The 13,735-nt window shown below is 69.3% G+C and carries 11 protein-coding genes; 8 read left to right on the top strand and 3 right to left on the bottom strand.

The window, feature by feature from the left end:
• Positions 1-5 precede the first annotated feature (5 nt).
• Positions 6-1,202: a hypothetical protein gene (locus C1Y63_RS04605; RefSeq protein ID WP_106015297.1), complete on the bottom strand. Its 1,197-nt coding sequence runs from the start codon at positions 1,200-1,202 to the stop codon at positions 6-8.
• A gap of 555 nt (positions 1,203-1,757) precedes the next feature.
• Here C1Y63_RS04605 and ndk point away from each other — a divergent pair.
• The 8 genes from ndk to C1Y63_RS04565 all read left to right on the top strand — a co-directional run bounded on the left by ndk (position 1,758) and on the right by C1Y63_RS04565 (position 11,541).
• The gene (gene ndk / locus C1Y63_RS04600) at positions 1,758-2,168 is read left to right on the top strand and encodes a nucleoside-diphosphate kinase (RefSeq protein ID WP_106015296.1); all 411 of its coding nucleotides are present in this window, start codon (positions 1,758-1,760) and stop codon (positions 2,166-2,168) included.
• 176 nt (positions 2,169-2,344) lie between these two features.
• Entirely contained in the window at positions 2,345-2,968 is a 624-nt protein-coding gene (locus C1Y63_RS04595) for a GNAT family N-acetyltransferase (RefSeq protein WP_146128862.1), read from the top strand.
• Positions 2,969-3,636: 668 nt separating this feature from the next.
• Positions 3,637-4,365, top strand: coding sequence for an ATP-binding cassette domain-containing protein (locus tag C1Y63_RS04590; protein WP_106015294.1), 729 nt, complete (start codon positions 3,637-3,639; stop codon positions 4,363-4,365).
• Positions 4,366-5,085, top strand: coding sequence for an ATP-binding cassette domain-containing protein (locus tag C1Y63_RS04585; RefSeq protein ID WP_106015293.1), 720 nt, complete (start codon positions 4,366-4,368; stop codon positions 5,083-5,085). It begins immediately after the preceding gene.
• The gene (locus C1Y63_RS04580; RefSeq protein ID WP_255414042.1) at positions 5,082-6,542 is read left to right on the top strand and encodes an MFS transporter; all 1,461 of its coding nucleotides are present in this window, start codon (positions 5,082-5,084) and stop codon (positions 6,540-6,542) included. The genes C1Y63_RS04585 and C1Y63_RS04580 overlap by 4 nt, the downstream gene beginning before the upstream one ends.
• A 344-nt stretch (positions 6,543-6,886) precedes the next feature.
• Positions 6,887-8,437: an ABC transporter substrate-binding protein gene (locus C1Y63_RS04575; protein ID WP_233195580.1), complete on the top strand. Its 1,551-nt coding sequence runs from the start codon at positions 6,887-6,889 to the stop codon at positions 8,435-8,437.
• 242 nt (positions 8,438-8,679) lie between these two features.
• Positions 8,680-10,506 carry an ABC transporter permease subunit gene (locus C1Y63_RS04570; RefSeq protein WP_233195579.1) on the top strand — a complete coding sequence of 609 codons (1,827 nt, stop codon included), beginning with the start codon at positions 8,680-8,682 and terminating at the stop codon, positions 10,504-10,506.
• Positions 10,507-10,548: 42 nt separating this feature from the next.
• A complete protein-coding gene (locus C1Y63_RS04565) occupies positions 10,549-11,541 on the top strand; it encodes a 2-dehydropantoate 2-reductase (protein ID WP_158256083.1) in 993 nt (330 codons plus the stop codon).
• A gap of 34 nt (positions 11,542-11,575) precedes the next feature.
• On the opposite strand, the gene C1Y63_RS04560 is transcribed toward C1Y63_RS04565, so the two are convergent.
• Positions 11,576-11,920 carry a transcriptional regulator gene (locus C1Y63_RS04560; protein ID WP_106015291.1) on the bottom strand — a complete coding sequence of 115 codons (345 nt, stop codon included), beginning with the start codon at positions 11,918-11,920 and terminating at the stop codon, positions 11,576-11,578.
• Entirely contained in the window at positions 11,917-12,465 is a 549-nt protein-coding gene (locus C1Y63_RS04555; RefSeq protein ID WP_106015290.1) for a hypothetical protein, read from the bottom strand. The genes C1Y63_RS04560 and C1Y63_RS04555 overlap by 4 nt, the downstream gene beginning before the upstream one ends.
• Between the last annotated feature and the right edge of the window lie 1,270 nt (positions 12,466-13,735).

Here is a 13,735-nt window from a genome sequence, read left to right as displayed (position 1 = left end):
GGCGGTCATCGGATCCTCGCGTGTGCGCGGCGGGTCGCGTCGAACCCGAGGGCGTTGAGCAGGAACCTCCAGCTGTAGTAGTCCTCCGGCGTGTGCGTCAGCGCCTGCAGGGTGTGCTGCGGGCAGGGGCACGGCTCCAGGAGCTGGCGCCGCGCGAAGACCTTGGCGCGGTCCCCGAGGACGGGGCGCAGCTGTCGGCTCAGGCGGAGGGAGTTGAGGCGCGTTTCGGCGAGGACGCGCTGCAGCACCAGGGCGAACGCGGCGTCCGAGACCGTATCGTCATCGTCGTCCTCCAGCTCCTCGTCGAACTCCTCCTCCCAATCCTCGTCGTCTTCATCCCAGTCCTCATCGTCCTCGTCGAGGAGCGGTGCGCGCCCGTCGCCGTAGACGGTGGCCGCCCAGTCGGTGACCCAGCCGGCCGCGTCCTCTGTGCCCCGGTGGGTGTCGGCCTCCGCCGCGAGGTCGCCCCAGTCGTCCTCTTCGTCCCACTCTTCTTCACCGCCGTCGCCGTCGAGGGGCAGCATGCGGCGCAGGACGTCGATCTGGGCCTCGAGCTCTTCGTCGTCCCCGGGCACCAGGAAACTCAAGGCCTCGGCGCAGCGCGTCACGTGGTCGAGCACCTCCATCAGGAATACCTCGGTGTTCAGCTCGAAGGCGTGCTCGTGCACCCGGTTCAGCAGGTACGTGCCCGCCCACCCCCTGGTGCCGTAGCGAAAGAACCGGCGCTGCGGGGTGAGCTCCGCGCGGCCGGGGAAGACATAGGGCGGGGCGAAAGCATTGGCCACCAGTCCGGAGGTGTCGCGGTGGCGGCAGCGGTTCGTGGCGAAACGCAGCCGCTGGAACCGCTGCGCGGGTGCCGGCAGCCACCAGGCCTGGGGGCCCGCCCACCGGCGGCCGGGGGTGCGTCCCCGCTGGCGGGCGGTCTTCTTCAGCGCCTGCAGCAGGCCGTAGCGCTGCTGCGCATCGAGGGTGATGGGCACCTGGGTCGGCGTCGGCGCGGTGAGTTCGGCGTGGGCGGCGCGGGCGTTCCGCAGCCGGCTCCACATCCCGGGCACCGCGCGGGTGCTGCCGGTGTGGGTGCACGACGTCGAGGGCGCGCCCGCGGGCGAGGCGCTCTGACCGCGGTAGGCGGCCGGGCCGTGGGCGCGGCGGGTGCGCGCCGACATAGTGGCGCGGGGCCGGGTGGTGGTGGCGGTGGACATGGTGGGTACCAACCTTTCCGTGGTGGTCGAGTGGGGCGGGGTGTCGCCCCGGCGTGCTGTGGTGACAGCTAGTCAAGCCGGATGCGCGCACCTCGACCAGGGGAGCTGCAAAAGCCCAGGAAGGTTGTCCACAGGGACCGCATGCGCTGCGAAGCATAGGTCGGTGGGTGGTATGTCAAAAAGCCCCTCAACCAGCCCATTCGTTTCGGATCATCTCCGGCCACGCGGCGTCAAGCGGAGTTTCCACACCCACAAAAACGGCGCATGGGTGGGGTCGAACTGCGCATGCGTGGGGTCGTGGTCGTCGTGCGGAGGGGACGTCAACGGTGGCGCGGGGCGCGCTCATCGCCCCCAATCACGGCAGCTGCGGGCTCCCCGCACGATGTCCCCACGGCAGTCGAGGAGCGGATCGTCAACACTCACGGCAGGCGTGGAGCACCCTGGTGCGTGTGGCGAGGCGATACGGACAGGTGGGTGGGCGTCGGCACGGGCGCGTGGTTACCCCCGTGGGGGTACGTGGCTGCGGGTGAAAACAGACACTGTAGGATGTTCCGCATGACTGAACGTACTCTCATCCTGATCAAGCCGGACGGCGTCGCACGAGGCATCGTGGGCGAAGTGATTTCCCGCATCGAGCGCAAGGGCCTCAAGCTGGTGGCCCTCGACCTGCGCGTCGCGACCGAGGAGACCGCGAAGGCGCACTACGCGGAGCACGCAGACAAGCCCTTCTTCGGCGAGCTGGTGGAGTTCATCACCTCCGCGCCGCTGATCGCTGGCGTGGTGGAAGGCCCCCGTGCAATCGAGGCGTGGCGTCAGCTGGCCGGCGGCACCGACCCGGTCGCGAAGGCCACCCCGGGCACCATCCGCGGCGACTTCGCTCTCGAGGTCAACAACAATGTCGTCCACGGCTCCGACTCGCCCGAGTCCGCTGAGCGTGAGATCGGCATCTGGTTCCCGAACCTCTAAGAGGTGCTGCGGCGGGTGCCGCATCCTGGCCCTGGGCTGTGTCCGTGAGGACACCCCTGGGGCTTTTGTCGTGTCTGCCCCCAGGTAGCGCCGCCACTGACCCATGCGGCGTATTTCACACTCGCTGCTAGACTGTGGGTGCTACCTGGTTTTTTCCTCACGCACAGTGGGTGCGCGTGAGTCGGACAGACCGCATGGTGGTGCTCGCTTTCGTCCATACGCTGGAGGTTGTCATGGATGCTGTTGATTCGACTTGGTCGTTGGTGAAATTCTCGCCGAGCGATGTGCACCGCGTGTGGCGTTTCTTGCAGGATGTGCCCGCGGAGGAAAACGGTTTCCTCCACCCCGAGGCGGGTGTGGGCCTGGATGAGTTTCTCGGCCGGGTCGCCCCGCAGTGGGAGGCTGAGGCCCGCGGGGAGGACCTTGCGGCGGGGCATGTGCCGCAGACGAACTTTTTCCTCTGGGAGAACTACGACTCCCCGGCAAAGAAGGTCGTTGCACGGTTGAAGTTGCGGCACGAGCTCACCGACACCTTGGAGCGCAACGGCGGGCACGTCGGCTATTTCGTGCACCGCGACTACCGCGGCCGCGGTGTGGGCGTGACGGCGCTGCGGCTGCTGTTGCCGATTGCGGCGCAGCTCGTGGCGGAGGACGAGCTGTTGGCGACGATGGACCCGGATAATGTGGCCTCGCAGCGGATGTTCGCCGCCTGCGGTGGCGAGTACATTGACCGTGATGGTGAGCGGGTGCGGATGCGCATTGATCTGCGCCCCTGGCAGCGCGACCGCGAGGTGCGCTAACCCGGGGCACCCGGGGGCTGGTTTCGGGCCGTGCACTATGCTGTGGGGGAGTTTGCGTGACGGCGTGTGCGTCTAGGGAATCCCGGTGCGACTCCGGGAGCGGTCCTCGCCACTGTATGACGCCGCCCGCCACCAGCACTGCGCCTCACCTGCACAGTTCTTCTCCTCTCCACGTCCGTGGGGGTGGTTACTGTGCGTGGTGTGCGCACCGCATCGGCACCGCCTGATGCGTCCCACTGCCCCGCAGGTGCCGCGTGCGCTGCGGGTCGCTTTGGACCTCCTGCCACCACCGTGTGTGTCGTACACACCGCCACCTCGGGGTGGGCAGACCATGTGGTCCTCGGCCGCGTTGTGCCACAGCTGTGGTTGCCGCGGGGCAGCAGATGTCACTGGGGGAGCAACCCCTGGGAAGGCATCGTGGGGCGCGAGAGAAAAGGAAGCTTTCGGTGCCACACCTGGAGCGTGTCAGGGCGTTGTGCCCCCGCGTGCCGGGGTGCGGGCTGGTGGACGTGGGCGGGGTTGAAGCCAGGAGACCTGCACCGCTGTCACGACGAGGCCTGTGCACGTCCTGGTGCCTGCTTCGGCGAGTCTCACGAGTGTTTTGGGGCCCGCCTGGCGGTGGCCTCCCCCTTTGTTGGCCAAACGACCCACAGAAGTGTGTGTGAAAGATGACCCGGACCCCAATGGTCACGAATGAGGCGGCCGCTGCGGCCGCAGCCCCGGCGGATGCCGTGGTACTGAACAACGTGCGTGTGCGCTATCCCAGCAGGGCTGGGGAGGTGGGCATCGACGTCGATGATGTGGTGATTCCGGTCGGTGCCCGGGTGGCGGTCATGGGGCCGAGTGGCTCCGGCAAGTCCACCCTGGCGGCCCTCATCGGGGGTTTTCTGCCCCCGGAGGCCACCGTCACCGGCGAGATCTCCGGGGCGGTGGCGGGCGCGGATGCCCGGGTGGGCTATATCGCCCAGGATTCTTTCGGTGCCCTCAACCCGCTGATGCGGGTCGACGAGCAGGTCGCCCTCGTGGGGGACCCGGCGGTGTTGGGCGCGGTGGGGCTGCCCACCGACCTGCACCACCGTTTCCCGTTGCAGCTGTCCGGCGGGCAGCGGCAGCGCGCCGCCATCGCGTTCGCGGTGGCCAGCCACCCGCAGATGCTCATTGCCGACGAGGTGACCTCCGCGCTGGATAGTGTTGCCATCGTGGAGGTGCTGGACACCTTGGCAGCAGTCAGTGAAGGCTCCACCCTGTTGTTCCTGTCCCACCACGTCCCCGCGATGGCCTACCTGTGTGACCACGTCATCTCCCTCGAGCCGAGCGCACAGGCGGGCGTGTATCGGGCGGTGCTGCGCACCTGGGAGGAACACGAGCGGACCCAAGCCGCCGAGGAGGTGGCCTAAGTGACCAGCGACCAGGCCAAGACCCCGCGCGTGGTGGCCTCCCTGGAGCACGCCACCGTGCCCGGCCGCGTGGAGGACGTCACCCTGGCCCTGCGGGCCGGCGAGCGGCTCGCGCTGGTGGGCCGCAGTGGTGCGGGGAAAACGACGACGATGCGGCTGCTCATGGGCGCGCTTGCTCCGAGTGCGGGCCAGGCGCGCCCCGCGGAGAGTTTCTCTTTCATCCCGCAGGATATTGACGCCAGCCTCAACCCGCGGATGACGGTGCGTGACATCATCGCCGAGCCGCTGGTGATTCGGCAGGGCCGCGCGGCCGCCCGGGCTGCCGCAGGTGAGATCTCCGACCTGGTGGCGCGGCTGGGTTTGCCGGCGGATGTGGTGCAGCGTCGCCCGCAGGAATTGTCCGGCGGGCAGCGTCAGCGTGTCGGCATTGCCCGCGCCCTCGTGGGCGCCCCGGAGGTGGTGTTCGCCGACGAGGCGATCAGTGCCCTGGATGGGGCGACGCGAGATGTGGCGTTGGAGTTGTTCCGCGAGCAGCATGCCGCCCTGGTGCTCATCACCCATGATCTGCAGGCTGCGCGCAGTACCTGCGAGCAGTGGGTGTTGTTCGATTCCGGCCGGGTGGTGGAGACCGGCCCCGCAGGGGACCTGCTGGTCCCCAGTGACGGCATGTCGCCTGCGCGCGCGGTGATGCTGCGCGCCGTGGAGGTGCTGGGCGCATGAGTACACAGCACACCCACGACAACCACCCCCAGTGCCCGGCGGGGGAGTCCACGCGTCCCCTGGATGGGGAGTGCCTGCAGTGCGACCCCAATGGGGCGGCAGTTAGCCAGCCGTGCCCGCACCACCAGGCCTACCCCGGGGGTGATTGCACCCGCGACCGCTCACAGGACCGCGCCCGGCCCCGCCGCCGCGCCCAGGGGCTGTGGGCAGCGCTCACGCACGATGTGGCGGGATTCCGCACCCTGCCCCGGGAGATCCAGCTGCTGCTGGTCACCCAGCTGATGTTCAACGTCGGTTTTTATCTCGTGGTGCCATTCCTGGCGAATTACATGACCGATTCCTTGGCGGCCACCGGCGCCATGGTCGGTTTCGTGCTGGGTCTGCGGACGTTTTCCCAGCAGGGATTGTTCTTCGTCGGCGGCGGTTTGGCGGATCGCTTTGGCGTGAAGCCGGTGCTGTTGGTCGGCGTGGCGATCCGTGTGGCGGGGTTTGTGCTCGCCGGGTTGTCGACGACGCTGCCGATGCTCATGGTGTCGGTGGTGCTCATCGGTTTCGCGGCGGCGTTGTTCTCCCCGGCGGCGGAGGCCGCGTTCGCGGCGACGGGCCGCGAGGTGGAGAAAGCCGGCGGAATGCCGCGCAGCGAATTGTTCGCGATGGACGCGTTTTTCTCCCGGGTGGGTGCGCTCACAGGCCCACTGGTGGGTGCGGCGCTCATCGACCAGGGTTTCCCGGTGACGTGTTTTGTGGCGGCCGGCATTTTCGCCCTGTTGTTTGTCTCCCACCTGCTGGTGGTGCCGCCGGTCGTCACGGAGCATCAGGACAGTGTGCTCAAGGGCTTCGGCGAGGTGCTGCGTAACAAGGTGTTTATCCTGTTTGCGATCGCGTACTCGACGGGGCTGATGGCCTACAACCAGCAGTATCTGTCCCTGCCGACGGAGCTGCGCCGGGCGACGGGGTCGGCGGATGCCTTGGGCTGGATGTTTGTTTTCAGCTCGGTGTTGATTTTGACGCTGCAGATGCCGATGTCGCGCCTGGCACGTGCGATGGGCAAGACCCGGTCGGTGTGTGTGGGCTTCGGCCTGCAGGCCCTGGGTTTTCTGGTCGTCGGCGTCGCCAGTGTGTGGTTCCACCCGGAGGGTGTGCTGGCGCTGGTGCCGGCGTTGGTGATGCTGGTGTGCCTGCACACGGGGCAGATGATTGCGGTGCCGATGTCCCGCGACCTTGTCGGCGTGGTGGCGGGGGAGAAGAACCTGGGCAGCTATTTCGGGTTCCTCAATTCTTTCGGTGGTCTCGCGGTGCTGTTGAGTTCCCTGGTGATCGGCGCGCTGCTGGACGGCGCGGAAGTCACGGGCCCTGCGGCGGTGTGGCCGTGGCTGGTGCTCACCGTGCTCATGGGGGCCTCGGCGGTGGCGTTGCCGCTCATCGCGCGGGGCGCGCGGGCACACGAGCGCGCCTGAGCGCATCTGGACCACGCCCCGGGGCACGCGCCCCGGGGCGTGTACCCCCGTCGCGTACCCCCTTGCTGGAAAGTTCTTCCACAAGCGTTGATTTATGGTAAATGTGTGTACGTTGCGCGCGGATGTGCCTTTGTGGTCGTCGTGCGCGCCCTGCACGCGTGGCGGGCGTGAATGTTTTCGCTCCCGCCCTTTTATTGAATTTCGTTGAAAAAGTAGCGGCCGTATCCGTGCAGCTCACCCCGCCCATACCCCTCCGCGCAACACCCAGTGTGACGCGCATCAACGTGGGCGTTGGTGTGGGAGTGAGTGTTCCCGGCCGCATTTCCTAGAAAAGTGATCTCCTCGTGAAGAATTCTTCTCTTTTTCGTTCTTCTGCCCCTCGTTCCCGCGCGCTGCCGCGGGTGGCGCGCTGGGCGCTCGCCGCGGCGGTGACCCCGGCGCTGGTGCTCGGCGTGACGGCCTGCGCCGGCGAGGGCGGCGGCGCGGATGCGCCGCAGGGGGCGGCCGCCATCGCGCTGCCCTTCGAGCCCGTGGCGTCGCTGTCGCCGTTTAGTGACGACGCGCTGCTGTCCACCCGCATGGGCGTCGCGGAGACCCTGGTGCGCCTCGATAGCGATGGTGTGGCCACCCCGTGGTTGGCCGAGTCGGTGGAGCGCCCCGATGGGAAGACCGCCGTGTTCACCCTCCGCGAGGGCGTGAAGTTCCAGGACGGCACCCCCATGACGGGCGAGGCCGTGGTGCGCAGCCTGCAGGCCGCTTTTGATGCGGCCTCCCGCCCGAAGGGCCTGGGGAAGAAGCAGCTGACCTTCGCCGCGGACGGCAACACCGTCACCGTCACCAGCGAGGTCGACGACCCGGTGCTCGTGCAGCGTTTCGCCGACGCCGGCACGGTGATCCTCTCGGCCGCGGCCTACGAGGCGGACCCCAGCACCCCGGACGTCGTCGGCCACGCCACCGGCCCGTACACGTTGACCTCGGTGAGCACTTCGAAGGCGACGGCGGAAGCCTTCGCCGACTACTGGGGCGGCGCCCCGGAGATCACGACGCTCAACGTCGACTTCCTCACCGACGGTGGGGCCCGCACCAACGCCCTGCGCGGCGGGGAGGTCAACCTGGCGCAGGCGGTGCCGATCGCGCAGCTGTCCAGCCTCGGCGACGTCGAACTCGAGTCCACGCCGATTCCCCGTGGTGTGTACCTCCACCTCAACACCGCCAAGGGGGCGTTCGCGAAGGAATCCGTCCGCGCGGCCGCCGCGAAGGCGATCAGCCCGAAGGAGATCGTCGACGCCGTCTACGAGGGCCACGCGGGCGTGGCCGAGGGCTCGCTGTTCGTGCCGGACACGGCGTGGGCGAAGGGCGCTGGTTCCCACAACACGACTGAGGGTGCCGCGGATGCGGCAGCGCTCGGGGCGGAGCCGATCGTGCTCGCGACCTGGGTGGAGCGCCCCGAGCTCGGGGAGGTGGCCTCCCTGGTGGCCGACCAGCTCCGCAGCGCCGGCTTTGAGGTCACCGTGCGGGTCTCCGACTACAACTCGATTGAGAAGGCCCTGCTGGACGGCGAGTTCGATGCGGTCATCGGTTCCCGCAACTACCAGCTGGGTGCGGCCGACCCGGTGAGCTTCCTGCAGAGCGACTACAGCTGTGAGGGCTCCTACAACCTGAGCCAGTTCTGCGACGCCGACATCGACGCCCAGATCGCGGCCGCCGCGGAGAAGTCCGACATGGAGGACCGCTTCCGTTCTGCGGCCGCCATCGGCGCGGAGATCGTGGGCCGCAACGCGGTGATTCCGCTGGCGCACGAGTACTCGCTCATCGCCTACGACGGCGTGGAGGGCGTGAGCTTCGATCCCTTCGAGCGCACCCTCATCGTGCGGGACACCCACCGCACCAATTAGGGTAATCGCATAAGAAGGGGTGCAGGAGCTCTGCAGCCCCACCGTGCGCCCGCAGCATGGCCTGGTCCGTCCAGGGCGCGCACTCCTGTTCTTTCTTCTATTTCCTTTCTCGTTCTTCTCCTTCTCTCTTCCTTCACCTTCCTTGTTGCCGTGTCGACGTCATCGTCGACGCTCCCCGCGTCCGGGTGCCCCGCACGCCCGGGCGCGGGGTGGTTTCCTCCCACCACCTGCGGGTGTCGCCTATGAACACCGCCGCCCCTGCCGCCCCGACCGCGTCTCCTTCCTCGTCTGCGCCCACCCGGGTGGCCGGGGCAGGTGGTGTGGCGCGTGCGCTGCGACGGAGCCTGCCGCAGGTCGCGGTCGCTGTCTGCCTCGTGGTGTGCAGCGTGCTGTTGGCGGCGCTGTTTCCCTGGATCGGCGACCGTGATCCGGCGATGGCGGTGTTCCGCGCCCGCGAGGCGGAGCGCGCCCCCGACCCGGTGGTGCTGGAGGCGATCCGCACGGAGCTGGATCTGCCGCAGACCCCCTGGGAGTCGATGGGGCGGGCACTCACCTTCGACTTCGGCACGAGCTGGGTGAACAAGGGTCGCAGTGCGGCCGCCATCGCATGGGAGGGGTTGCCACTGTCGTTGACTGTGGCGGCGCTCGCGACCCTCGTGGCCGTCATCCTCGCCTATGTGCTGGCGTTGCCGCGGCTGCTGCGGGTGGTGCGCCGCCACGGCCGCCGCGGTGGGGCTGTCGATGTCACGGCGATGGCGGTGCTGGGCTCGGTGCCGGAGTTCGTGCTGGCCGTCGTGCTGCTGGTGACCTTTGCGCTGAAAGTGCGATGGTTCCCCGTCACGGGGTTAAGCGCCCTGCCGGTGCTGGCGCTGGCGATTCCTTCCGCGGGCCTGTTGGGCCGCGTCGCGCTCATCACGATTGATGGGGTCGCCGCGGAGACCTGGGTGGACAGTTGGCGGCTCAATGGGGTGAGCGCCCGGCGCACCGCCCGGGCCATCATGGCCCGCACGGCGGCCACCATGGCCCCGCTCGTGGTGTTGTTCTTCGCGGGCTTGCTGGCCTCCACCGTGCTGGTGGAGAACACCTTCGGGATGCGGGGCTTTGGTTCCACCGCGCTGCGGGCGGCCGTCAACCAGGATCTGCCGGTGCTGCAGGTGGTGCTGCTCACCGTGGTGGTCATTGGGGTGGCGGCCGGCATGGTGGCGCACCTGGTGCGCCAGCTGGTGTTGGCCCCGCTGGTGGGCAGCGATACGGAAACCTCGGCCGCCCGGGTGCACGCCAAGCCCCGCGGCCTGGTACCCCTCGTGGCGGTGCTGCTGCCGCTGCTTCTCGTGTTGGCGGGGCTTGCCCGCCCGGTGGTGATTACCCCCGGGCAGCGACTCGCGCCCCCGAGCTTGGCGTTGCCGCTGGGCGCGGATCAGCTGGGCCGGGATGTGTGGGCGCGGGTGGCGCACGGCGCGGTGTACACCATCGGCACGGCCGTGGCCGTGACGGCGGTGTGCGCGGTGGTGGGGATCGTGCTGGGCCTGTCGGGCCGCTGGGCCGCGCAGGTCGGTGACGCGCTCAACGCGCTGCCGGCGGTGCTCCTCGGGCTGGTGCTCGCGGGCATTTTCGGCGGTTCCTTGGTCACCGCGGCCCACGCCGTGGTGCTCGTCGGCTGGATTCCTTTGGCCGCGCACGCCGCCACCGTCGTCGCGGAAACGAAGACGACCGGCTACTACCAGTGGGCCCGCCTGGCGGGCGCCTCGCGGGCGCGGCTGGTCGGTGTGCATCTGCTGCCGACGGTCGTGCCGGCGGTCGTCCGGCACGCCGCCTCCCGGGTGGCGCACAACGCGCTCGCACTGGCGGGCCTGGGGTTCCTAGGTGTGGGGGCCGCCCACGATTCCCCCGAGTGGGGTGTGGTGCTCAGCGAGTCGATCCGCTACGTGGAGCGCGCCCCCTGGGTCATGGCGACCCCGACGGTGCTGCTCATCCTGCTTGGCGTGGCCGCAGCCCTGGCGACCGATACGGACCTCACGCTTCAGCGTCGCCGCGCGGGCGCCAAGGCCACAGGGGCGGCGCGGGGGTAGTCGCGCCGCGCGCGGAGGGCACTGATTCTTATGCTGGAGCGCATGAGAATCGCAATTGTTGGCGCCGGTGCCGTCGGCGGCACCTTCGGCGCCCGGCTCAGTGCCGCCGGACACGAGGTCACGTTCATCGCCCGCGGAACCACCCTGGAGCGCCTGCAACGCCAGGGGCTCACCTTCACCGACCTCGGTGAGACCGCCACCTATCGAATCCCGACGGTCGCCACCCTCGCGGAGGTCGACCGCCCCGAGTGCGTGATCCTCGCGACGAAAGCGCTCGGGGAGAACGTGGTGGCCTCCGGGGTGTTCGATGGGGTGGAGCCGCTGCCGGTGGTCCTCACCCAGAACTCGGTGGAAGCCCCCGGGCGCATCGCGGACGCACTGGGAACGGTGTGGCCGACGACCCCCGGGGAGCACTGGGTCATCCCCGGGGTGGTGCGGGGGTTCATGCACTACCAGGCGCCCGCCGAGGTGGCGTTCCTGCCGGGCCCGCTCAGCCTCACCGTCGGGCCGCTGCCCGGCACGGGGCAGGCGGCGCGCGCCGCCGCCCGGCGGCTCATGGACGCCTTTCACGTCGCAGACATGGGCGGGGAGTACAGGGAGGACATCCTGGTCGACGTGTGGATGAAGGCCATGTTCGTCGCCACCTTCGGGGCGCTGGGCTGCGCGGCCCGCGCCCGCCTGGGAGTCCTCCTGGCGGGGCGCGCCGATGGTGGCCTGCGGGAGCAGTTCATCGCCCTCATCGACGAGGTCGCCCGCACCGGCCGGGCCTGCGGGGTCCCGCTGGCGGAGGATGCGGTGGCGGCCACGGTACGGTTCGCGGAAGGCTTGGATCCGAGCTCCACGACGTCGATGCAGCGCGACTTCCTCGACGGGCTGCCCTGCGAGTTCGATGCGCAGCTGCCGGCGGTGGTGCGGATGGCCGCCCGGGCCGGGGTGCAGGTGCCGACCGCGGCGGCCGTCTGCGGGCTCGTGGAGCTGGAGCTCGCGCGCCGGGCGGGCCGGCAGCCGCAGGCCCTGCAGGCAGGCGAGCGCTAAAGGCCTTGTGCCGCCGTCCGCGGCGCGGCCCGGGTTAGCCCTTGGGGGAGGGGGTGGTTGTGGCCGCGCCGCTGAGTTCCCGCAGGGCGGCCATGTGGGCCTCAAAAGCGCGCAGCCCTGCCGGGGTCAGCGAGACCCACACGCTATCTTTCGCGCGGGTGGAGCCATATTCGCGCACCCGGCTGACGTAGCCCAACTCCTCCAGCGCGCTGAGGTTCTTCGACAACGCCGACGCCGACAACCCCGTGGCGTCGATCAGGGCCTGGAACTTGCATTCCCGCTGGTATTGGGTGGCGCGCGCCGCCGCGAGTGCGGCACAGATCCGCAGGCGTGCGATGGGGTGAATCGCCGGGTCAAAGGCGGCCGTCGGGGGCGTCACCGGGTCGCCTCCTCCACGGGGTAGGTGCGGGCGATGCTCGCGCGCATGTAGCCGGCGGTTGCCGCCCCGCACACGAGCGCGAGGATGACTGCGGCGATGTGCTTCGTGCTGCCCTCCTGCATGCGCACCGTGTTCGTGAGCGCGAGGGAGAGGAAAAACGCCGCCATCGTCCACATCTCAGCGGGGCGCATCCGGGTGGCGGCCTCCTCCGGGGTGCCGGGCAGGGGGCTGCGGGAGGCGGCGCGGGTGCCTCCCCGGCTCAGCAGCACTGCCGGGACGACAGCGGCGACGACGCAGACGCCGATGAAGGCAATGAGCAGGGCCTGCGAGGCGTAGATCATGATGGCCGCCGTCGCGGCCCCCGCCACCGCGGTGGTGGCAGCACCCAGGGGGCTGAGTAACCAGCGGTTGAGGCCGGCCACACGGGTGCGGGTGTGCGCGGTGGTGTGCTCGACGTCCGCGAGGAGTGCGCGCGCCTCCTCCGGGGAGGGCTGGTCCGTGGGCTGCGTGCTCGGAGTGGACTGCAGATCCTCGTTGTTTTCCATACTGGCAAGTGTAGGTGAGGTGGGCGCGCCCGTGCCACCTCCGGGCGCGAAGAAACATCCATATATGGCGGCCTGGCATGCGGCGATGGCGCATACATTCTGTCTCCTCCGGCGGTCGCATACTTGCCCCGGCGGAAAACATGCCGTCGTTTCTGTGTGTGGTGGCGTCCATGGTGCGGCCGTGCGTGCGTCCGCCCCGGCCGGTCACGTGACGCTCCCGCGCGGGGTGGCGGGCCCCCTGTGTGCCGTCACGTGACGGGGTGGATGGGGCTGCGTGCGAGCTGACGCGCGCCGGGCGCAGGCGGGCGGGGTGTCGTGTGGGGGAGTGCAGTGTGGAACAATAGGACGGCAGGACCCGTGTGCCGGCATGCCAACCCGTGGATGCCTCTGCGCTCCGCGCCCGTGAAGTTCGGGCGTGGTCGACGCAGGAAGCAGATCTCTCAGGTTGCGTGCGGCACCTCCGGACGATCCGATTCACCCCATTCATGGGCACCCCCACCGCCGACGTTGTCGTGCGGCACAGTGTGCAGCTGCGGCGACAGGTGGGAACGTGTCTACAACTGCATACGTTCATTACTGATTCTTTTTATTCCGTGGCGCTGCCCGCGAACATCAGGTTCGCGCAGTGCCCCGCACCGCCCGCCCCTGGGCGCGCATCACCCGTGACACACCCCAGCCCCGTGTGGCTTGGCCTGGTGTGCACCGGTCCCGCGCCGTGCGTGCGAGTGCCACCACATGGTGCATGCGAGTGTGTTCTCGCCAGGTTTCTTTTATCCCCTTGTGACATTTTCATAGCGTTCCCGCGTCATCGCGGGAAGCCCCCTCATTCGGTGCACATCACCCGTGGGCGCGCGAATGTCGCGCAGCCCGCCGACCGTGCACCAGCGCCCCCGTGGAGGGGCGCGCCGACACCCCAGCGTTGTTCGCGGGGTGCGTTCACAAGAAACCCGGCCTGTGGTGGGCCACTTGTCACGCTGGGCTGCGCCCCACATGTCCCTTCGAGTATCACCTCGACGGGACACGTGGAGGCGGCCGTGCTGTCGTTGTCCCTGTGTGGAGCTCGCGAGGTGTGCATACCCGAGCCCCAGGAGGCGGCGCACGTCACGCGCAGGCCCCGAGCTGTATCGGGTGCGCGGCGGTGCTCTCATCAAGGAGATTTTTCGTGGCTGAGACCACTCGTACATCGACATCCGACGAGGCCTCCAAGGGCCGTAGTCGCACCCGCAGCCGGAAGGCTGCGGCATCCACTCCGGCAGCCTCGCAGGCCCCG

The organism is Corynebacterium sp. 13CS0277 (assembly GCF_002994655.1).
Taxonomy (GTDB): Bacteria; Actinomycetota; Actinomycetes; order Mycobacteriales; family Mycobacteriaceae; genus Corynebacterium.
The sequence above is the reverse complement of the archived record's forward strand: the minus strand, read 5'-3'. Positions and strand labels throughout refer to the sequence as shown.

Excerpts from the sequence above, each read along its gene's own strand:
- C1Y63_RS04605 (WP_106015297.1), bottom strand. The coding sequence starts at position 1,202 with ATGTCCACCGCCACCACCACCCGGCCCCGCGCCACTATGTCGGCGCGC.
- ndk (WP_106015296.1), top strand. The coding sequence starts at position 1,758 with ATGACTGAACGTACTCTCATCCTGATCAAGCCGGACGGCGTCGCACGA.
- C1Y63_RS04590 (WP_106015294.1), top strand. The coding sequence starts at position 3,637 with ATGACCCGGACCCCAATGGTCACGAATGAGGCGGCCGCTGCGGCCGCA.
- C1Y63_RS04580 (WP_255414042.1), top strand. The coding sequence starts at position 5,082 with ATGAGTACACAGCACACCCACGACAACCACCCCCAGTGCCCGGCGGGG.
- C1Y63_RS04570 (WP_233195579.1), top strand. The coding sequence starts at position 8,680 with ATGAACACCGCCGCCCCTGCCGCCCCGACCGCGTCTCCTTCCTCGTCT.
- C1Y63_RS04565 (WP_158256083.1), top strand. The coding sequence starts at position 10,549 with ATGAGAATCGCAATTGTTGGCGCCGGTGCCGTCGGCGGCACCTTCGGC.
- C1Y63_RS04555 (WP_106015290.1), bottom strand. The coding sequence starts at position 12,465 with ATGGAAAACAACGAGGATCTGCAGTCCACTCCGAGCACGCAGCCCACG.